The sequence below is a fragment of the Prevotella denticola genome (genome assembly GCF_900454835.1).
Lineage (GTDB): Bacteria > Bacteroidota > Bacteroidia > Bacteroidales > Bacteroidaceae > Prevotella > Prevotella denticola.
Map to the genome: position 1 here is coordinate 181,183 of NZ_UGTM01000002.1, position 20,335 is coordinate 201,517.

15 protein-coding genes are annotated in these 20,335 nt (G+C 55.0%); 4 read left to right on the top strand and 11 right to left on the bottom strand.

From position 1 onward, the window contains the following. The first annotated feature begins 4 nt into the window (after positions 1-4). On the top strand, positions 5-1,792 hold the full coding sequence (gene abc-f / locus DYH27_RS08910) for a ribosomal protection-like ABC-F family protein (protein WP_025067689.1): 1,788 nt from the start codon (positions 5-7) through the stop codon (positions 1,790-1,792). 132 nt (positions 1,793-1,924) lie between these two features. Here abc-f and DYH27_RS08915 read toward each other — a convergent pair whose 3' ends face one another. The 8 genes from DYH27_RS08915 to DYH27_RS08950 all read right to left on the bottom strand — a co-directional run bounded on the left by DYH27_RS08915 (position 1,925) and on the right by DYH27_RS08950 (position 11,814). Continuing rightward, complete coding sequence (locus tag DYH27_RS08915) at positions 1,925-2,677, bottom strand: ABC transporter ATP-binding protein (protein ID WP_025067690.1); 753 nt, start codon at positions 2,675-2,677, stop codon at positions 1,925-1,927. Further along, positions 2,658-6,017, bottom strand: coding sequence for a preprotein translocase subunit SecA (gene secA / locus DYH27_RS08920; RefSeq protein ID WP_029216341.1), 3,360 nt, complete (start codon positions 6,015-6,017; stop codon positions 2,658-2,660). The genes DYH27_RS08915 and secA overlap by 20 nt, the downstream gene beginning before the upstream one ends. A gap of 348 nt (positions 6,018-6,365) precedes the next feature. Continuing rightward, positions 6,366-6,728: a hypothetical protein gene (locus tag DYH27_RS08925; protein WP_025067691.1), complete on the bottom strand. Its 363-nt coding sequence runs from the start codon at positions 6,726-6,728 to the stop codon at positions 6,366-6,368. Beyond that, positions 6,725-7,900, bottom strand: coding sequence for an Lnb N-terminal periplasmic domain-containing protein (locus tag DYH27_RS08930; protein WP_025067692.1), 1,176 nt, complete (start codon positions 7,898-7,900; stop codon positions 6,725-6,727). The genes DYH27_RS08925 and DYH27_RS08930 overlap by 4 nt, the downstream gene beginning before the upstream one ends. 194 nt (positions 7,901-8,094) lie before the next feature. Beyond that, on the bottom strand, positions 8,095-8,850 hold the full coding sequence (locus DYH27_RS08935; protein ID WP_025067693.1) for an MBL fold metallo-hydrolase: 756 nt from the start codon (positions 8,848-8,850) through the stop codon (positions 8,095-8,097). A gap of 394 nt (positions 8,851-9,244) precedes the next feature. After that, complete coding sequence (murB, locus tag DYH27_RS08940) at positions 9,245-10,249, bottom strand: UDP-N-acetylmuramate dehydrogenase (protein WP_025067694.1); 1,005 nt, start codon at positions 10,247-10,249, stop codon at positions 9,245-9,247. Positions 10,250-10,307: 58 nt separating this feature from the next. After that, complete coding sequence (locus tag DYH27_RS08945) at positions 10,308-10,880, bottom strand: sugar O-acetyltransferase (RefSeq protein WP_004353142.1); 573 nt, start codon at positions 10,878-10,880, stop codon at positions 10,308-10,310. A gap of 76 nt (positions 10,881-10,956) precedes the next feature. Next, positions 10,957-11,814, bottom strand: a complete 858-nt coding sequence (locus DYH27_RS08950; RefSeq protein ID WP_025067695.1) for a DUF4348 domain-containing protein — start codon at positions 11,812-11,814, stop codon at positions 10,957-10,959. Positions 11,815-11,955: 141 nt separating this feature from the next. On the opposite strand from DYH27_RS08950, the gene pheS reads away from it, so the two are divergent. Next, on the top strand, positions 11,956-12,993 hold the full coding sequence (gene pheS / locus DYH27_RS08955; RefSeq protein ID WP_025067696.1) for a phenylalanine--tRNA ligase subunit alpha: 1,038 nt from the start codon (positions 11,956-11,958) through the stop codon (positions 12,991-12,993). 574 nt (positions 12,994-13,567) lie between these two features. On the opposite strand, the gene tsaA is transcribed toward pheS, so the two are convergent. After that, positions 13,568-14,230, bottom strand: coding sequence for a tRNA (N6-threonylcarbamoyladenosine(37)-N6)-methyltransferase TrmO (gene tsaA / locus DYH27_RS08960; RefSeq protein ID WP_025067697.1), 663 nt, complete (start codon positions 14,228-14,230; stop codon positions 13,568-13,570). 86 nt (positions 14,231-14,316) lie between these two features. Here tsaA and DYH27_RS08965 point away from each other — a divergent pair, with 86 nt between their 5' ends. After that, complete coding sequence (locus tag DYH27_RS08965; protein WP_025067698.1) at positions 14,317-16,305, top strand: OPT family oligopeptide transporter; 1,989 nt, start codon at positions 14,317-14,319, stop codon at positions 16,303-16,305. Positions 16,306-16,414: 109 nt separating this feature from the next. Here the strand turns inward: DYH27_RS08965 and DYH27_RS08970 are convergent, their stop codons facing one another. Beyond that, entirely contained in the window at positions 16,415-17,776 is a 1,362-nt protein-coding gene (locus DYH27_RS08970; RefSeq protein WP_025067699.1) for a TrpB-like pyridoxal phosphate-dependent enzyme, read from the bottom strand. A gap of 141 nt (positions 17,777-17,917) precedes the next feature. Between DYH27_RS08970 and DYH27_RS08975 the strand changes: the two genes are divergently transcribed. After that, entirely contained in the window at positions 17,918-19,345 is a 1,428-nt protein-coding gene (locus DYH27_RS08975; RefSeq protein WP_025067700.1) for a sodium:solute symporter, read from the top strand. A 36-nt stretch (positions 19,346-19,381) separates the two neighbouring features. Here DYH27_RS08975 and coaW read toward each other — a convergent pair whose 3' ends face one another. Further along, on the bottom strand, positions 19,382-20,212 hold the full coding sequence (gene coaW / locus DYH27_RS08980; RefSeq protein ID WP_025067701.1) for a type II pantothenate kinase: 831 nt from the start codon (positions 20,210-20,212) through the stop codon (positions 19,382-19,384). Positions 20,213-20,335: the final 123 nt, after the last annotated feature.

The window sequence follows — 20,335 nt, forward strand, 5'->3', positions numbered from 1 at the left end:
GCGCATGGCACAGACACCTTATCTTGACGTGCAGAACCTGACAAAGAGCTTCGGCGCACAGGTTCTATTCAAAGACATCTCATTCTCCATCGCTGAAGGCCAGCACATAGGACTCGTGGCACAGAACGGTACGGGAAAGTCTACCCTGCTCTCCATACTGACGGACAAGGAGAGCTATGACAACGGAACCATCATCTACCGCAACGACCTGCGTGTGGGACTGCTCGAACAAAGCCCGGATTTCGATCCGGAAGAGAGCGTACTGGATGCCTGCTTCAATCATGAGGGCAACCCGGAACGCATTCTGAGGGCGAAGCAGATTCTCACCATGCTGAAACTCTACGACCTGGAACAGCCGATGGGACAGCTGAGCGGCGGACAGCAGAAACGCGTCGCACTGGCCAATGTGCTGATCCTGGAGCCTGACTTCCTCATTCTCGACGAACCGACGAACCATCTTGACCTGGAAATGATCGAGTGGCTTGAGGGCTATCTCTCCCGCGGGAACAAAACCATCTTTATGGTTACGCACGACCGGTATTTCCTTGACAACGTATGCAATACCATCCTGGAACTGGACAACCAGACCCTCTACACCTATCGGGGCAACTACTCCTATTATCTGGAAAAGCGGCAGGAACGCATCGACAACACACGGGCCGAAATAGCACGTGCCAACAACCTGTACCGGACCGAGCTGGAGTGGATGCGCCGTATGCCGCAGGCACGCGGACACAAGGCACGCTATCGTGAGGAAGCATTCTATGAGTTGCAGGCAAAAGCAAAACAACGGATTGAAGAAAGACAGATACGCCTGAAGTCGTCCAACGTGTATATCGGAAGCAAAATCTTCGAGTGCCAGTATGTCTCAAAGAAGTTCGATGACAAAATCATCCTCGACAATTTCTATTATAACTTCTCACGGTTCGAGAAGATGGGAATCGTCGGGAACAACGGAACCGGAAAGTCTACTTTCGTCAAAATGCTTCTCGGAAAGACGGCACCGGACAGCGGCAGGTTCGACATCGGGGAGACGGTCCGCTTCGGCTACTTCTCACAGGAAGGCCTGCAGTTCCGTGAAGACCAGAAGGTAATCGACATCATCACAGACATCGCCGATTACATAGACCTTGGAAGCGGGAAGCACATGACGGCATCACAGTTCCTCAACTACTTCCTCTTCTCTCCTGAGGAACAGCACAACTATGTGTATAAACTGTCAGGAGGCGAGAAACGGAAGCTGTATCTGTGTACCGTGCTGATGAAGAACCCGAACTTCCTCGTACTGGACGAGCCTACCAACGACCTGGACATCCAGACCCTGCAGATTCTTGAAGAATACCTGCAGGACTTCCCCGGCTGTGTCATCGTCGTATCACACGACCGCTACTTCATGGACAAGGTAGTGGATCATCTTCTCGTATTCAAGGGTGAGGGAGAAATCCAGGACTTCCCAGGCAACTACACGCAGTACCGCGAATTCCTGAAGATGAAGACGAAAGAAGAAGAGCAGAAGAACATCCAACCGAAAAAGAAGACTACTGCCGAGCCGAAGAAGGACTATCACAACAACACGAAACGGAAGATGACCTTCAAGGAAAAGCGGGAGTACGAACAGCTTTCTGACAGGATTTCGCAATTGGAGGGAGAGCAGAAACAGCTTGAAACAGCTCTCTGCTCGGGCAGACTGACCGTAGAAGAACTCACTGAAAAAAGCAAACGGCTGCCTCTGCTGAAAGAAGAACTGGACGGACTGGAACTCCGATGGCTGGAGCTGTCGGAACTGGCCTGACAACAATGCCGTACCCGGCCCGTACGGACAGACCACACTGCAAAGCATGAGCCGCATCATGGACAAATGCTCCGGAAGAGTCGGGAAGAGCGCTCCCGGCCGCATGACAGCCCAGAGAGGCAGCCCATGCGATTACAAAAAATAGCTCTCCAGTTCCCTGATCCGTTCATCCGTCACACCGCAGATGTTCTTTATGACGGAGCCGTTCTCCATCAACACGACTCTGTCGCTTATATCTGTTGTATGATGAAGATTATGGCTTGAAAGGAGAACTGACGCATGATGCCGGTGCCTATACTCCGTCAGCAGCGTTTTCAAATGGTTCTGACTGCTCGGATCAAGAAAGTTGAAAGGCTCGTCAAGGATGACAAACTCCGGGCACGGCAGCAAGGCCGCTATGATGCCGATTTTCTGCTGGTTGCCAGCGGAATATTCACGGATGTATTTCTGACGGTCGAGTATCTCGTCACCAAGAAAAGCACGAAAGGTTTCCAAACGCTCGTCAACCTGCTCTTTCCCGATGCCATGTGCCTTTCCAATGAATGTAAAGAACTCCCTGGGAGTAAGGAAACCGATGAGGAAGCCTTCGTCCAGATACGCCGTAACAAAACGTTTCCACGACTCGCCGAGATTGGATTCTGATTTCACAGCTCCGCCGTCCGTTCCTTGCTGTAGAGCTGAAGGATTACCAGTGACATTGAAGCAGACCGTTCCTCCATCGGCCCTGACAAGGTTCAGAATAAGACGGAAGAGGGTTGTCTTTCCCGCACCGTTGTTGCCGACAAGGCCGATGATCTCATTTTCGGGAAAGTAAAATTCGGGGATAAAGACAGCCGTCTTATCCCCGAATTTCTTTATCAGCCGGTCAACGGAGATTCCGACCATGACAGTTCTTGAATTTCTTGCCGCTGCCGCAGGGACACGGGTCGTTGGGACGCGGCATCTTGTCTGCACGGTAAGGAGTGTGGCGTGCCTGCTGAGCTCCTTCACGGGTATCCTGCCGTGCGGCGGCAGCCTGACCGGGATCATCAAGGTCTACCTTCTCTTCATTGTAACGCTGCGTGCGCTCCTCGGGAGCAGCCTCCTGCACTTCCTCGGCCGGCTGCATCTCCGGAATCTGACCGCGCATGAGCACACTCGCCGTACGGTTGTTCATGTCGTCAATCATGTTGTCCCACAGCTTCACGCTCTCCAGTTTGAAGATGAGCAACGGGTCTTTCTGCTCGTAGGAAGCATTCTGGACGGAATGACGGAGGTCATCCAGCTGGCGGAGGTTCTCCTTCCAGTCGTCGTCAATGATATGGAGCAGGATTACCTTCTCGAACTGTTTGACGACCGACTTGCCCTCGCTTTCATAGGCTTCCTTCAGGTCGCAGGGAATGTTGTAGACACGCTTGCCGTCGGTGACTGGCACCATAATGCGTTCGTACATCGTCCCCTGATTCTCATAAACCTGCTTGATGACAGGCCATGCAACGGTCTGGATGCGCTCGGTCTTGCGCATGAAAGCCTCCATTGCCTGCTGGAAGCTGCGTTCTGCCAGCTCGTCATGGTCAACGCTCATGAACTCGTTTTCAGAGAACGGGCATTCCATTGTCAGAATCTTCAGGAACTCTTCCTTGCAGCCCTCGTAGTCGTTCTTTTCGATGATGTTCACACAGCGGTCCCAGATGATGTTCGAGATGTCCATACCGATACGCTCGCCCATCAGCGCATGGCGACGCTTCTCGTAGATGACGGTACGCTGCTTGTTCATGACATCATCGTACTCCAGCAGCCGCTTACGGATACCGAAGTTGTTCTCCTCGACCTTCTTCTGCGCACGTTCGATGCTGTTGGAAATCATCGAGCTTTCAATGCGTTCGCCGTCTTCGAAGCCCAGCCGATCCATCACCTTGGCGATACGTTCCGAGCCGAAGAGACGCATCAGCTTGTCCTCAAGCGACACATAGAATACGGATGAACCGGGATCACCCTGACGGCCGGCACGACCACGGAGCTGGCGGTCTACACGGCGGCTCTCGTGCCGCTCAGTACCGATGATGGCCAGACCTCCGGCATCCTTGACTTCCTTTGTCAGCTTGATGTCGGTACCACGGCCGGCCATATTGGTGGCAATCGTCACTGCACCGAGACCATTCACCGACCGGCCGGCCTCAGCAACAATCTGCGCCTCCTTCAGGTGCTGCTTGGCATTCAGCACCTGGTGCGGAATCTTGCGCATCGTGAGCATCTTGCTCAGCAGCTCACTGATCTCGACGGAAGTCGTACCGACAAGACAGGGGCGGCCCTGGTTCCGCATGGTCTCTACCTCGTCGATGACCGCTGCATACTTCTCGCGGGCCGTCTTGTAGACACGGTCCTCCATATCCTTGCGGATGACAGGACGGTTGGTGGGAATCTCGACGACATCCAGCTTGTAGATGTCCCAGAACTCACCAGCCTCCGTGGAAGCCGTACCGGTCATGCCGGCGAGCTTGTGGTACATACGGAAGTAGTTCTGCAGGGTAATGGTAGCGAAGGTCTGCGTAGCGGCTTCCACCTTCACGTGTTCCTTTGCTTCAACGGCCTGATGCAGGCCGTCGCTCCAGCGGCGTCCTTCCATGATACGGCCTGTCTGCTCGTCGACGATCTTGACCTCACCGTTCAGGACGACATACTCATCGTCCTTATTGAACATGGTATAGGCTTTCAAGAGCTGCTGCAAGGTGTGTACACGCTCGCTCTGCACGCCGTAATGAGCCATCATGGCATCCTTCCGGTCGATGTAAGTCTGCTCGTCAATCACCTTGTCGTCTTTCTGTTTCTCGAGTGCAGAAAGCTCCGTCGTAATATCAGGCAGGACGAAGAGCTGGTCGTCTTTCACCTGGCGGGCGAGCCATGCCGTACCCTTGTCGGTAAGGTCGCAGGAGTTCATCTTCTCGTCCGTAACGAAGTAGAGCGGTTCGACGGCCTTCGGCATCTCCCGGTTGTTGTTGGCCATGTAGAACTCTTCCGTCTTCAGCATACCGGCCTTGATGCCTTCTTCGGAAAGGAACTTGATGAGTGCCTTGTTTTTCGGCAGGGCCTTGAACGAGCGGTAAAGGGCAAGGAAACCCTCTTCCTGCAGTTTCTGGAAAGCAGCCTTGTCGCCGGCATTCTTCTGTGCCTCCGCCAGCTTGTGGCGGGCCTCCGACAGGAGTTCGGTAGCCTGTTTGCGCTGCACCTCATAAAGACTCTGTACCAGAGGCTGGAACTCCTCGAACATCTGGTCGTCACCCTTGGGCACAGGACCGCTGATGATAAGCGGCGTACGGGCATCGTCGATCAGCACCGAGTCTACCTCATCGACGATGGCATAGTTGTGCTGACGCTGTACAAGGTCGGCCGGCGACACGGCCATATTGTCACGCAGGTAATCGAAGCCGAACTCGTTGTTCGTACCGAAGGTGATGTCTGCCTGATAGGCCTTGCGGCGTGCGGGCGAGTTCGGCTGGTGCTTGTCGATACAGTCGACGGACAGTCCGTTGAACATATAGAGCGGCCCCATCCACTCGGAGTCACGCTTTGCCAGATAGTCGTTGACGGTTACGACGTGGACACCGTTGCCGGTGAGCGCATTGAGAAACACCGGAAGGGTGGCAACGAGTGTCTTGCCCTCACCTGTCGCCATCTCGGCTATCTTGCCCTGATGCAGGACGACACCGCCGAAGATCTGTACGTCATAGTGTACCATCTCCCACTTCAGGTCGTTGCCGCCGGCTGTCCAGTGGTCATGGTAAATGGCCTTGTCGCCATCGATCGTGATGAAGTCCTTGGCAGGGTCAGCTGCCAGTTCACGGTCGAAGTCGGTTGCCGTGACAACCGTTTCCTCGTTCTCCGAGAAACGGCGTGCCGTATCCTTCACAATGGAGAAGGCGACCGGCATCACCTCGTTGAGCGCCGTTTCGTAGTTGTCGAGAGCCTCCTTGTCCAGCTTGTCAATCTGGTTGAAGATTTCCTCGCGCTCGTCAATCGGTGTCTCCTCGATCTTTGCACGCAGCTCTGCTATCTGCTCACGCTGCTCCCTGGCTGCATCCTGTACATACTTCTGTATCTCTTTTGTCTTGGCACGCAGCTCATCATTGCTGAGCGCCTTGATTTCCGGATAAGCCGCCTTCACCTTGTCTACGTAAGGCTGAATCAGCTTCATGTCACGTGTTGACTTATCTCCGAAAAGTGCTTTTAATATCTTGTTGAAATTCATTTTTTATTATATTCTGTTTTGTTCCAATCGCATTCTGCGTGCCGGTACCGTCTCCGTTCCGTACCCGTCGGCAACCTGTCATGCTGTCCCGGACGGTCGGGAATACTGTTCCCACACGGTCGGGAACCGTGTTCCCAGCGGCTGGGAAGACCGTTCCCAACGGTTGGGGAGAAAGCACAGGGACGCTCTGGTCTGACGAATTGCTTTACCTCCCGGACCAGAAGTCCATGTTCCGTACGATGTGTATCGGATATCTGAAAAAATACACAGAGGTAATATTCCCCTTTTCCGTGTCACCTTATTATATTATAAAGACAGGTGAGGAAACAGGAACTCACCTGTTTCCGATTATGCCGCCGGACTGGGCGCACGGATCTGAATCCCCGTCGTCAAAGAGGGATTGGGAAGGAAGAGCTGCTGCCCCTGATGAATATCTGAATAAGATGTTGATGCTGCCGGAAATCTGTCAGTGCGGTCTGCGGTATAGACCGCCTTGCTTTGTGCCGGCTCGACCTCCTCGTCATCCTTCATCTGCTTGAAGGCTTCGAGGACGGAAAGAATCTCCTGTCCGACTCCCGTGAATGCCTGCTGACGGCTGAGGTCTTCAATGCCGACATCACCCAACGCTATCTTCAGCGCAGACTGACAGTCCTGTGCCTCAACCCCTGTTGCGGCAAGGACGACAAGTAAAACGGTGATGTATTTATTCATTTTCTATCTCTTTGAGCCGGCGGCGGCAGCAGACGGCTTATCCGCAAATGCAATATGCAGTGCAACAGCAAGAACAATGCCACAATCAGCACCGGCACAGGGACTTCCTGGAAAAGACTTCCGATGAATCCCAGGACGATGAGCACGCACCATATCTTCCACCAGACTTCTTTCCGTTTCCAGACCGTAGCGTACAGGAAAAAGAGCGGAAGCGGATTGAAGAAGAACAGAATTGCGTTCAGGCTCACACAAGGATGCTGGGAGAACAGCATGAGAAAAAACACGATGCCCATCGCCCCCGAAGCGGTCATCAAGACCGCATCCCAGCCCCGGTAAAGCCGCCGTCTGAGGTTGCTCAACGTCATCATCACGACGCAGACAATGACAAAGACAAGGGCTGCGGACAGCGGAGAGAACGGACAATCAGCCTCGTCCGTTTCCGCCTGAGGTGCCAGCAGCGTGTGCGTCTCCTTGATGAGAGGCTTCCCGTTGTAGGTAGCCCGGGCGAAGTCACGTCTCAGATTATCCGGAAGGAACTGCTGCTCGCTCTTCGTCGTCTTACGGTCGGCATTCACGCCCAGCAACAGGTCTTCGCCGAACTGCGACCATTCGTAGCCGTGGTTCCATTCGTGTATCATCGAGCGGAACGTCGCCGCACTGTCGGCAGCCGGATAGACAACCTTTCCGTGCAGATGGTCGACGAGCATATCACGCGCCCTCGTCGTGCAGTTGTCGAAAAAGAAATTATAGCGGTAGACGGTGTTTTCAGGCTTCATGTTCTCCCGCAAGGCACTGCGGATAGCCTGCTTGTCTTCTGCCGACAGGTCCAGCACCTGTTCCACGATGCCTCTTCTCTCGTAACGATACTGTGCGAGAAACCTGTCCATCGGCTCGACTCCCATGCGGTAGTCGGTCAGTCCGAAGATGAAACGGGGAATGAAATAAGGCTGGTCCTGCGAGAAGATACCGTAGTTGACGACCAGGTCTTCCCCGCTCTTCCTGTCACGGTAGCGGATTGCAGTATGCCCATACTGCGCCCAGACCTCTTCTCCCGGCGAACAGGTCAGAAGTGAAATCTGAACACTGTCGGCACACACAGCCTGTCCTGTTCCTGCTGCTGCGGAAACGGACAGGAGGAACGACAGTACAATATATAATAATCCTTTTTTCATTCCGTCCGCAAAGATAATAAAAAAGCATGAGAAAACAAACTATCCCAGACAAAATATAAGAAACAGGGAGGCTGTCCGATCTCATGCGTCACCCGCCCCGGACAAGACAGAGACTTTTTGGACGGGGCAGGAAAGGACGGGGCGGTATGTCCGCAAGGTCAACCGGGCGTCACGTTTCGCTCTCTCCGAGGAATCTACACCTCTATCTTCAGTCCGTCATAAGCAAGGAAGATGCCGTCGGGAAGCCGTCGCTGCGCCTCCTCATGCAATCCGACCTGATGGGTGAGATGGGTAAGATAAGTACGTCTGGCACCTATCCGCCTGCTGAACTCGACGGCTTCCGGTATCAGCTGGTGCGAATGATGCGGCCGCTCCCAGCGAAGTGCGTTCACCACGAGGGTCTCGACCCCTTCGAGATAAGGAAGCTCGGCATCGTCCATCGTCTTCATGTCCGTTATGTAGGCGAGCTTCCCGAAACGATAGCCGAAGATGGGCAACCTGCCGTGCATCACGTTGACAGGCACCACCTCTATGTCGCCGATTCGTATATGGGAATGAGGCGGAAGAGCATGCAGGTTCAGTTTGGGAACACCGGGATAGAGGTGTTCGGCAAAACAATAGGGGAAATTATGCCGCAGTCCGCCGCAGGTGTCTGCATTGGCATAGACATCTATGTCGCCTAACCTGCAATAGGGACGTACGTCGTCGATGCCGCCCACGTGATCGTAGTGGATGTGTGTTATCAGCAGTCCATCTATCTTCCGGAAAGGCTGCGGCAGCATCTGCTGCCGGAAGTCGGGTCCGCAGTCGATGATGACCCGCGTCTGTGCGGTCTCCAGAAGGGCCGAAGTGCGCAGCCGGCTGTCATGCGGGTCACTGCTCTTGCAGACTTCACAGGTGCAGCCAAGGACGGGTACGCCGTTGGAAGTACCTGTGCCCAGGAAAGTCAAAGTTCCCCCCGTTTCTTCCGAAGAAGAGGAGAAGCCCGCCCCGCCCCCTCCGGAAGGAAAGGAGGGACTGACGGACTGTATACCGGTCGAAGATTGCTGTCTGTCCAAAAGATATGTCGTTTTTGAAATAAAAGCCGCTGTCACCGTAATACTCCCATCACCCTGAGGCGTCCGTTATTACGCATGACACACCTTATTCTATATGATACGTCCTCCATAATATATACTCTGGCACCAAGAAGAATCCTTCCATCCGGCAAGTCACAGACATTGATTCCTCCCTCCGAGGAGCTGGAGGAGACTTTGCCCCCCATCAGCCCTTCTTCTCTCTTTGGACGGTCAAGGGACTTGCTTCTGCCAGGCACTTTCCTCCCTTCGGAGGGGCAGGGGGAGGTCACACCACATTCACTTCCGGATGTATCTCAATACCGAACTTCTCCTTTACGTCATGCTGTATGGCTTCAAAGAGACGGACAACATCGGCTCCGGCAGCACCCCCGAGGTTGACCAGCACCAGTGCCTGCTTATCGTAGACACCGGCACGGCCGAGCGACCTGCCCTTCCATCCACACTGTTCGATCATCCATCCGGCAGGAATCTTCTCGTGCGTACTGTCTATTGTATAGTGAGGCATACGCTCGTACTGCGCCGCCAGTTCATCGTATTTCTCCTTGGAGACGATGGGATTCATAAAGAAGCTGCCCGCATTCCCCGTCACCTTGGGGTCGGGAAGTTTGGCATTACGGATGGCGATAATCGTCTGTCGCAGTTCGTCTGCCGTCGGATGCGCAATACCCCGTTCTGCCAGTGCCGTGCGGATATTGCCGTAATCGAGCCTGGGGCGGTAGGTGCTGGAAAGACGGTAGGTCACCGACGTAATGAGGTACTTGTTGCGCCACTCATGCTTGAAGCGGCTCTGACGGTAGCTGTACCCACAGTCCGTATTCTTGAAGTGACGCACCCTGCCTGTGGCAATCTCCACAGCCTCCACCTCTTCTATCAGGTCCTTGGCTTCCGCACCGTACGCCCCGATGTTCTGTACGGCACTCGCGCCGCACTCACCGGGGATGATAGAAAGGTTCTCTGCACCGTAAAGCCCATGGGAAACACAATACGCTACGAAGTCGTCCCACACATAACCCGACCCACAACGTACACGCCCGCCGCCCACGTCTTCTATAAACGAGATGCCCGAATGGAGTACCGTCCCCTTATAGTCTTCCGTCAGCAACAGGTTGCTGCCGCCGCCGAGTATCAGCAACGGATGATCTTCTTCCTTCAGGGAACGCACAGCCTCCTGTGCATCCTCCACGGACTCGTATTCAACGAAACGCCGGCACTTTGCATCAATACCGAACGTGTTATGCTCTAACAGACTATAGTCACACTCTATCTTCATTTTAACTTATTCCGTTTTGGCGTTGCCTTTGTTTCTGTTCATAACTTATAACAAGGAACTATTCTTCCTGGTATCTGATGACCCTTGCCGGACTGCCGACAGCAACAGCATTGGCAGGTATGTCCTTTGTCACCACTGCTCCTGCGCCTATCACGGCATTACGACCTATCGTCACACCGGGCAGGATGATGGCTCCGCCGCCAATCCACGCACCGTCTTCTATCTTGACAGGTCGGGCATAGATATTCCACCCTCCGCCGGGAATCATCCGTTCCCCGGCAGTGACAGGATGCGCGGCTGTATAGATTTTCACGTCTGAAGCGATGAGAACATGATTGCCGATGTCAATACGGTTATTGTCTACAAACGTACAGTTCATATTGATAACGACCCAGTCGCCCAAGTGGATATTGACACCATACTCACAATGAAAATCAACATCGATATGAACCGGCTCACCGACAGAGCCAAACAGCTGCTCAAAAATCCTGCGTTTGCCTTCGTGGTCGGCATAGTCGCAATCGTTCAACTTACGCAATAAGCGTTTCGTACGTAATATTATCTGCTGCAATTCCGGGTCGACAGCATTAAAGAACTCACCATCCAAGGCTTTCTGACGTTCACTTTTCATAAGCAACAGGCATTGTAAAGTTGGGTATATGCTAAAGAAAGACCCGCTACCGATGATCAGGCAGAGGGCCTTCCCGTCAATAAGCGACGATCTTCTCCAGCCGCCAGTCCTTTCCGTGCCGTCTGAAGAACAGCTGCGTCTCCGCTCCATTGGCCAGTCCGCGGAAAGTAAGAATCTTGCGGTCCGACTCCGAGTACTTCTGGCCATAGAGGATATTGTAAATCATCTCGCCCGGTACTTCCGGAAGGAACGACGACCACTCCCCGGCAGGGATGGTGGTATTGATGGTTGCGACCTCCTCGCCATTGGGATCGGGTCCTGAATAGGCCAGCGGATTCTTCACGAAGCCCCTGCCGCTGTCGGCAAAGAAGCGGGAAAGGAACGTGAAGAACGAAGCGTTATAGCTCTGCTTGAAACCGATAGTACAGATTTTGTTCAGCTTCCATTTCCCCTCCTGATGGTCGAACCAGTACTGCTCCACGGTTCTTTTCCTCAAGTGGATCTTTTCGACAATCACACTGTCCAGATCTGTTGCCTTCGGATACTTCATCTGCTTCTCGTTGTCGAAAATCAGCGTGTAATATCCCTGCGGCCGGAAGAAATGGTCGGTCTTCCACTGGCTGCGCGTCAGCTCTGATGTCTTCCCGCCGTTGACAACCGGCAGCGGGAACTTGATGCGGCTGCGCTGCAGCTTCCTGTTGGCAATGAAATTGAAGAAGAAGTCATCGAACAGCTGGTCGGCCGCCTTCGGCATCGGCGTGGAGGCAATCACCTCCGTGGCAGAGTCGACGGTATCAGCGGTGTCACTGTTCTCCGCCATGGCAGAATCCGTACTGGAACTGTCTGCCGCTTCAATCTTCCTGTTAGAACAGCCTGTGGTGACCGCCATCATGGCCGCACAGACACATACAACAAGTAAAAATGCTTTTCTCATACGCTCGTTTTATTCGTCTCAAATTTCCTGCAAATGTACGATATTTATTTCTAATAAGACAGGAAAAACATAAATTTATATCAGGGTAATTTCTCCGTTCCGATTATAAATCGTACCTTTGCAGGAAAATAACCAAGCAGTATGCTATTAGACAAGATAGAAGAACTTCTCAAGGAAGTGAGTACACTTACGGCACAGAATGCCGGCGACGTGGAACAGCTCCGACTGAAATACCTCAGCAAGAAAGGCGAAATCAGCGCATTGATGGGTGAGTTCCGGAATGTGGCGGCCGACCAGAAGAAGGCCGTCGGCATGAAAATCAACGAACTCAAGCAGCTCGCACAGAACAGAATCAACGAGCTGAAGGACCAGCTCGAGACCAGCGAGGCACAGAGCGACGACATCGACCTTACACGCACCGCCTACCCCATCAGCCTGGGTACGCGGCATCCGCTGACACTTGTCAAGAACGAAATCATCGACATCTTCGCACGGATGGGCTTCACGCTCTATCAGGGTCCGGAGATTGACGACGACCAGCACGTGTTCACCATGCTGAACTTCGCCGCCGACCATCCGGCGCGCGATATGCAGGACACTTTCTTCATCGAGCGCAGCAATACGATGGACGTGACGAAAAACGTGCTTCTCCGCAGCCATACTTCCAACGACGAGGCACATTATATGTCTACCCACAAGCCGCCGATCCGCGTGCTCTGTCCGGGCCGCGTCTACCGCAACGAGGCGATTTCGGCACGCGCCCACTGCTTCTTCCATCAGGTAGAAGGGCTCTATGTAGACAGGAACGTCAGCTTCACCGACCTCAAGCAGGTGCTACTCACCTTTGCCCGTGAGATGTTCGGTGCCGACACGAAGATACGCCTCCGCCCGAGTTACTTCCCATTCACCGAGCCGAGTGCCGAGATGGACATCAGCTGCAATATCTGCGGCGGCGAGGGATGCGGCTTCTGCAAACACACCGGCTGGGTGGAGATTCTCGGCTGCGGTATGGTCGACCCGCACGACCTTGAGGCCTGCGGCATCGACTCCAGCGTCTATACCGGCTACGCTTTCGGCATGGGTGTCGAGCGCATCGCCAACCTCAAGTACCGTGTCAGCGACCTCCGCCTCTTCTCCGAGAACGACACCCGCTTCCTGCGAGAGTTCGAGGGAGCGTGAGCTGCATGACTGATGTTGCAGTGATGGGCGTTGATGAAAACCGTTTTGGTCATTCATCAACGCCCATCACCGTATAAAAACCTCTGTGCATAATGCCCATCGTGTCATCGGGCAGGGAAAGCCTCTGCGGCCTTGACGGTCTTTCTTTTCCATCTGTTCAGGATGACCTTTGTACTGATATTTTACTGTCCGCTATGTCGAAGCCGTTTCAGGAACAGCATCTGACCGGTCTTAGGGGAGGAAAAAGAGAACATGGGAGAGAAGACCGCTCCGCCCCATACGCAAACCGCTAACATACAGACACATACAGGCCCTTTCTGGAAAGGTGCTTAGTTGCAATGCAAAAAGGCCTTACCTGACGTGCAAGTAAGCCTTACCTGGACCGCAATCAGGCCTTAGTCGGAAGGCAGGAAGGCGTTGGCTGCGAAGCCGGCACTCATTCCCCTCGTTTCCAAGGCAGGCAGAAGCGGCAGAAAACAGATGGGAAACAGTTCGGAGTGTAAAGATATTTCTCCTACTGCATATCCTTCTTAGCAACCCCTCCCCATGGGCTTTCCGTCCCTTACGGACAGCCTCATTCCACTTCAACGACCTCCAGCACGTCGCCCTCGACCCTGAACCGCACCTCCTTATTGCCGAACGGCATGCCATACACACGGCCGGCATCGTGCTGGTACTGCGGCCGCGGGTCCTGGGCAAGCACCTCTTTCAAGGCTGCAAGCTCCTCCGCACCGAACAGCCTTGCCATCTCATCGGGAACAGTCACAGACAGGAGCTGCCATGCCTTCTTGTCCGTAAAACCGCCTTTGGCTTCCGGATGACTGTCAACGTAAGGGATGTAAGGCTTCACATCGTAGACGGGTGTCCCGTCCATCAGGTCGGCGCCGGCGACCTCTATCTCTCCGTCAACAATCCGCCTGATGCGGACAGACGACAGGCCGAGCCCGTTCGGGCGGAAAGGCGACCGTGTGGCAAACACACCCAGCCGCACATTGCCGCCCAGACGGGGAGGACGTACCGTGAGCTGCACGCCATCGGAGGGGCGATTGGCCGAGAAGCCCCAGACCAGCCAGAGATAATCGAAGTCTTCCAGTCCGCGCAGTGCCTCTTCACGCCGGTAGGGAGGTTCAAAGACTATCCTGCCGACGAGGCTGCCGGCCAGTCCGCTCTGCCGTGGGATGCCGAACTTCGAGGTCAGCGGAGAGCGGAAAAAGGCAATGGGTTTGATTTCTTTCATGCTGACAAAGGTAATATTTTGCTGTGAACTGATACAGGATAAACGAATTTTATTTATCTTTGCAAGCAAATAATACTATTCAGACAATGGAAAATAAAGCGAACCAGAACATTGAACTGCCTGAAAACGCCTTCAGGGAGCTGAAAGACGGCGAGACATACGAACCGGTCATGTCGCCGCAGAAAACCTACCGGGAGGTGAGCCCATGGTCGGTCACGTGGGGAATCCTCATGGCCGTGCTCTTCTCGGCAGCAGCCGCCTACCTCGGACTGAAGGTGGGGCAGGTGTTTGAAGCGGCCATACCGATCGCCATCATCGCTATCGGCCTTTCGTCCGCCACGAAGCGGAAGAACGCATTGGGCGAGAACGTCATCATCCAGAGCATCGGTGCCTGCTCGGGTGCCGTCGTGGCAGGCGGCATCTTCGTCATGCCGGCCATCTATATGCTCGACCTGCAGGCCGACTTCTTCAAGATTTTCATCGCCGCCGCACTGGGCGGTGTGCTGGGCATTCTCTTTCTGATTCCTTTCCGCAAATACTTCGTCAAGGACCAGCACGGCAGATATCCTTTCCCCGAGGCCACGGCAACTACACAGGTGCTCGTGAGCGGCGAGAGGGGCGGAAGCCAGGCGAAGCCGCTGCTCATGGCGGGCCTGGTGGGCGGTCTCTACGACTTCGCCGTGGCGACCTTCGGCTGGTGGAACGAAAACGTGACCAGCCGCATGATCGGCTTCGGCGAAACAGTTGCCGACAAGGCGAAGCTCGTCTTCAAGGTGAATACAGGTGCCGCCGTCCTCGGACTGGGTTACATCATCGGGCTGAAATACGCCTTCATCATCTGCATGGGTTCGCTTACCGTCTGGTGGCTCATCGTGCCGGGCATGGCCCTCGTCTTCCCCGACACCGTACTGAACCAGTGGGATCCGTCCGTCACGACAGCCGTCGGACAGATGGCCCCGGAAGCCATCTTCAAGGCCTATGCACGCTCCATCGGCATCGGCGGCATCGCCATGTCGGGCATCATCGGCATCGTGAAGTCGTGGGGCATCATCAAGAGCGCCGTCGGACTGGCGGCCCGTGAGATGAAAGGGAAAGGCAGCGGACAGGACGAAGTCATCCGCACGCAGCGCGACATCTCGTTCAAGATCATCGCCTTCGGGAGCATCGCCACGCTTATCGTGACCTTCCTCTTCTTCTATCTGGGCGTGATGGACTTCAATCTCCTCCATGCCGTCGTGGGCATTCTCCTTGTGGCTGTCATCGCCTTCCTCTTCACTACGGTGGCCGCCAACGCCATTGCCATCGTGGGCAGCAACCCGGTATCGGGCATGACGCTCATGACGCTGATTCTTGCTTCCGTCGTCATGGTGGCCGTAGGACTGAAAGGCAACGCCGGAATGCTGGCGGCACTCCTGATGGGCGGCGTGGTCTGCACGGCACTGTCGATGGCAGGCTCGTTCATCACCGACCTGAAGATCGGCTACTGGCTCGGGACGACACCGAAGAAACAGGAGACCTGGAAGTTCCTCGGCACGGTCATCTCTGCGGCGACGGTCGCCGGCGTGATGATTGTCCTCGACAAGACCTACGGCTTCAACTCGGGCAAGCTCGCCGCTCCGCAGGCCAATGCGATGGCGGCGGTCATCAAGCCGCTGATGAGCGGACAGGGTGCGCCGTGGGTGCTCTACGGCATCGGCGCTGTCATCGCCCTCGTGCTCGACCGCTGCAAAGTGCCGGCCCTGGCGTTTTCCCTGGGTATGTTCATTCCGCTGGAACTGAACATTCCGCTGCTGGTAGGCGGTACGGTGAACTGGTACGTGACGACCCGCTCCAAGGACGAGGCTGTCAACAAGGCGCGCGGCGACAAGGGTACGCTGCTGGCCTCGGGCTTCATTGCCGGCGGTGCGCTGATGGGTGTCGTCTCTGCGCTGCTGAAGTTCGGCGGCATCGAGTGTGATTATTCCGCCTGGTGGGAAAACCACCTCTCCGAGCTGCTTTCGCTCGTGGCATATGCCGCATTGATTCTCTTTTTCATCCTGGCCACCCGGTCGGACAAGAGAGAGAAGGCTGCATAAGAAACAGAAGCCCCCCGCCTCTCCGTATGGCTGTATGCTGCGGAAAGGCGGGGGGCTTCTGTCTTTGGGCTGACGGTCAGGTTCTGCCTGGCGGATTCTGTGCGGTGTGCTACACTTTCGGCACAGTCTGGAGATTCCGGACGATGTCTTCGTCCGACAGGGTATAGTTCTGCAGGTCGCCGTTGATATACGAATCGTAGGCGGTCATGTCGATCAGTCCGTGCCCGGAAAGGCAGAAGAGAAGAACCTCCTGCCGGCCGCTCTCTTTTGCTTTCTTCGCCTCGCGGATGGTGGCGGCGATGGCATGGCAGCTCTCGGGAGCGGGGATGATGCCCTCGGTGCGGGAGAAGAGGATGCCGGCCTCGAAACTCTCCAGCTGCGGGATGTCCATGCCGTGCATATAGCCGTCCTTGATGAGCTGGCTCACAATGACACCGGCACCGTGGTAGCGCAGCCCGCCGGCATGGATGTTCGCCGGTTTGAAATCGTGTCCGAGGGTGTACATCGGCAGCAGCGGCGTATAACCCGCCTCATCGCCGAAGTCGTATTCGAACCTGCCGCGCGTCAGCTTCGGACAGCTGTCGGGTTCTGCTGCGATGAACTCCGTATGTCTTCCGTCAAGGAGACTGTGCCGCATGAAAGGGAAAGCGATGCCGCCGAAGTTGCTGCCGCCGCCGAAGCAGGCAATCACCTTGTCGGGATATTCGCCGGCCATCGTCATCTGCTTCTCGGCCTCCAGACCGATGATGGTCTGGTGCAGGGCTACGTGGTTCAAGACAGAACCGAGGGTGTATTTGCAGCGGGGAGTCGTCCGGGCCAGCTCGATGGCCTCGGAAATGGCGGTTCCCAAAGAGCCTGGATGCATGGGGTCGCGGGTGACGATGTCCTTGCCGGCACGCGTCGACATGGAGGGCGACCCTTCCACCATCGCACCGAAGGCACGCATGATCAGCGACCGGTAAGGCTTCTGCTGCATGGAAATCTTCACCTGGTAGACAGCCGCCTCCAGCCCGAACACCTTCGCGGCATAGGACAGGGCGGCCCCCCACTGGCCGGCACCGGTCTCCGTGGTGACGTTCGTAACGCCTTCCTGCTTGCAGTAGTAGCACTGCGGAAGGGCAGAGTTGACCTTGTGCGAGCCCAGCGGATTCACGCTTTCGTTCTTGAAGTAGATGTGGGCCGGCGTGTCAAGGGCTTTCTCCAGGGCGTAGGCACGGACGAGCGGTGTCGAACGGTAATACCGGTACATATCCAGCACCTCTTCCGGAATGTCAATCCATGCGTGCTCCGTGTCAAGCTCCTGACGGGAACATTCCATGCTGAAGATCTCGGCAAGATCCTCGGCTTTCATGGGCTTGTGGGTGACAGGATGGAGGGGAGGAAGCGGTTTGACCGGCATATCCGCCTGAATGTTGTACCACTGTGTGGGAATGTCCTGCTCATCGAGCAGGTATCTTTTCTGGTGTGCCATACTGTTCTGTTTTATAGGATAGATAGTTCTCCTCTATAGGATAGATAGATTTCCCCGGACGTGGGGACGTTCTGCAAAATTACAAAATAAGATTTTCTAAATGCACGGAATACTGATATTTTTCGTAATTTTGCCGCCGCTATGATTATCATCGGTACTATTCTTGCATACTTTTGCATCTTACTGTTAATCAGCAGAGCCACCGGCCACAAGGCCGACAACGAAGCTTTCTTCCGTGCAAACGGCAGGTCGGCGTGGTATCTGGTGGCATTCGGCATGATCGGAGCAAGCATCTCGGGGGTCACCTTCGTCAGTGTCCCGGGCATGGTGATGGCGGGTGACATGACCTATATGCAGACCTGCCTGGGCTTCATACTCGGTTATTTTGCCGTGGCGTTCCTGCTTCTTCCGGTCTATTACAGGCTGCGGCTGACCACCATCTACGCCTACCTGCGTGGCCGTCTGGGACGGCAGAGCTACAAGACAGGGGCAGGCTTCTTCCTGCTGTCCAAGATGACGGGTGCCGCCGTCCGCTTCTATGTGGTCTGCATGATTCTCCAGCAGTTCGTGCTCGATGCGTACGGTGTCCCTTTCCCGGTGACGGTCGTCGTCCTTGTCGCACTCATCTGGCTCTATACACGCCGTGGGGGAATCCGCACGCTCGTGCTGACGGACACCTTCCAGACCCTCTGCATGCTTCTTGCACTTCTGCTTATAATATATAAAGTGGTTGATACCCTCGGGATGACACTCCCCGAGGCAGCCCGCACAATAGCCGCCGACAGCCACAGCCGCATATTCGTCTTCGACGACTGGATGTCGAAGCAGAACTTCTGGAAACAGTTTCTCAGCGGCATCTTCATCGTCATCGTCATGACGGGACTGGACCAGGACATGATGCAGAAGAACCTTACCTGCAAGACCCTGCACGAAGCGCAGAAGGATATGTGCAGCTACGGATTCGCCTTTGTGCCTGCCAATCTGCTCTTCCTGTCGCTCGGTGTGCTGCTGATGACCTATTACAGCAGGACAGGACAGCCGCTGCCGGACCTGCCCGACGACCTTATGCTGCAGGCGGTTGCAGGCGGACAGCTGGGCACATGGGTGGTCATCCTCTTCACAATCGGCATCGTAGCGGCCTGTTTTTCCAGTGCCGACTCGGCGCTGACAGCCCTCACAACCACCTTCTGCGTTGACATCTGCAACCGGGAGAAGGACGAGCAGCTGCGCAAGAAGGCACATCTCGGTATGTCAGTCGTATTCGTACTGTTCATTCTCGTCTTCCGTCTGGTCAACTCAACAAGTCTGATCGATGCCATCTACACCATCGTCTCCTATACCTACGGACCACTCCTGGGACTGTTTTCCTTCGGTCTGCTTACAAAACGGAGCGTCAACGACCGTTACATACCTTATGTGGCAGTCGCCAGTCCGCTGCTCTGTTTTGCCCTGGATGCCGTCGTATCAAGGACGACAGGCTATAGGTTCGGCTACGAACTGCTGATGCTGAACGGCCTGATCACCTTCACAGGATGCTGGCTGTCAGGGCAGACAGCTTCTGCACGGTAGCGTCTCTGCACTGCCACGGCCATATTCTGCCCGGTCTCACACGGTTCGCGGCCGGCCGGCCTGCAATGCCGCACCGATAGCCGTGCAGTATTCAGAATATTTCGGAATGATGAAACGGACATCATAAATCTTCTCCATCACCGGGAAAAGCAGCTCACACTGCGGCAGCAACGTGAGGTTGCCGATGAGTACGAAATCGCGGATGTCGCTGTTCAGCGCACTCAGAATCGTCGCCGAACCGATAGACTGCAACACCAGCCCTATCAGTCCCAGGGCAATATCCTCACGGCTGGCATTCGCCTGTGCATTGGCAAAGAGCGAGGCTGTCGCATCCATCGGAAGCCCGGGAAGCGGATTGGTGGAGATGTCCTTGATCTGCAGGTTGATGCGAGATATGTCGCCTTTCATGGCCAGAGCGATGATTTCCCTGAAGTCGTCCGTCTTCAGGAGCAGGCGCGACAGACCGCTCAGCGTACCTCCGCCGATGCCGATGCCGCCGACATGGCGCACTTCATTGCCGTCGCAGAGTACAAGCGACGTACCGGTGCCCATGGAGACGACTATCATCCGCTGCAGCTTCGATTCAAACTGTGCGCCCAGCCCATCGGCAAGGAACTCATCGGCTTTCGCCGTCGGAAGCCCGTAGACAGGCTTGTTGATATAATGTGCGCCCACGCCGGTGAGCATGACCTGCTCGACATCGGACAGGTCGATCCGGTTGTCATACAGGTATTTCCCGAACGCCCCATACAACGATGTCACCGGATCGGTGGCCTTGATGCGCAGCGGTTTCACCACTTTCCCCTCTCTGATTCCGACAATCTTGGTCGTCGAAATCCCCACATCTATACCAATGGAAATCTTCATACACCTTATTTAATATATGGGACAAATCTGTTCCGACAAATCATGCCGCAAAGTTACAAAAAAGACAAGAGTTTAAGACCGATACCGGGAGTTTTTGCAAAAAAGACATAAAATATTTCTCTA